Source organism: Pseudomonas sp. P7759 (assembly GCF_013386445.1).
GTDB lineage: Bacteria > Pseudomonadota > Gammaproteobacteria > Pseudomonadales > Pseudomonadaceae > Aquipseudomonas > Aquipseudomonas azotoformans_A.
On sequence record NZ_JACART010000076.1, the window covers coordinates 1851 to 2793 of the forward strand.

A 943-nucleotide genomic window follows, 5' to 3' on the forward strand; every position below is an offset into this window, starting at 1 on the left:
GACCAGCACCAGCACCTGGTCACCGGACAGGCCGCGCATGGTCACGCCGCGGACCGACCATGAGGTGCCGCCGCCGTTGATCGCCGGCAGGTTGAAGGACGGCAACAGACGCGCCAGCAGTTCCTTGAGGCCGACCTTGCCACTGGCTTGCAGCTGCTCGGCGCTGATCACGTCGATGGGCGAGGGGCTGTCGGCGAGGGTGCGGGCCTGGTTGCCACGGTTGCCGGTGACGACGACGGTGCCGAGGGTTTTGTCGGGGTCTTCGGCTTGGGCCGGGAAGTTGATGGCGAGCAGGCTCAGCGCTGCTGCGCAATAGTGAAAGCGCGATGGAGGCATGGGACTATTTCCGAAGGACGAGAGAGCGCCGCCGACCCTTTGTGGGAGCGGGCAAGCCCACTTCCACAGGGGATCTTTGTTGTGGTTGAAAGGGCGTCAGGCCGCGTTGGCCGCTCTTACCCGATGCGGAATATCGTCATAGGCAATCAGCACCCGCTCCATGCGACGTGGGTAGTCGCCATAGTTGTAGACCGGATAATGCAGGGTGGAGCGGTTGTCCCAGAACGCCACCGAACCGGGGCGCCATTTGAAACGCACCTGGTGTTCCGGCTTGTTGAATTCCAGCAGCAGACGGTCGATCAGTTGCTTGCTCTGTTGCGGCGTCCAGCCGCTCACCGACGGGTTCTGCGAGAAGTTGATGAACAGGCCGTCTTCGCCGGTTTCCGGGTGGGTGCGTACCAGCGGGTGGGCGAGGATCGGGTAATCGTAGCCGACCTTGTCCAGGGACTTCTTGAAGTCGTGCACCACGTGCAGGTCGTCGATTTCGGCGCGCAGTTCATCCGGTAAGGCCCGGTACACCGCACCGACATCAGCCCACAGGGTGTCGCCACCGACTTCTGGCAAGTCCACCGCACGCAAGACCGCGCCAAGGGTGGGTTGCAGCAAC

The 943-nt window shown here is 63.4% G+C and carries 2 protein-coding genes; both read right to left on the minus strand.

Annotated features, from left to right (window positions below; genetic code table 11):
• The coding region (locus HX823_RS32115) for a TonB-dependent receptor plug domain-containing protein (RefSeq protein ID WP_256350339.1) at window positions 1–336 on the minus strand (336 nt) is incomplete at its 3' end.
• A gap of 96 nt (window positions 337–432) precedes the next feature.
• Window positions 433–943, minus strand: a 511-nt coding sequence (locus HX823_RS30525; protein ID WP_177078327.1) for a TauD/TfdA family dioxygenase, incomplete at its 5' end; no start/stop codon positions are given.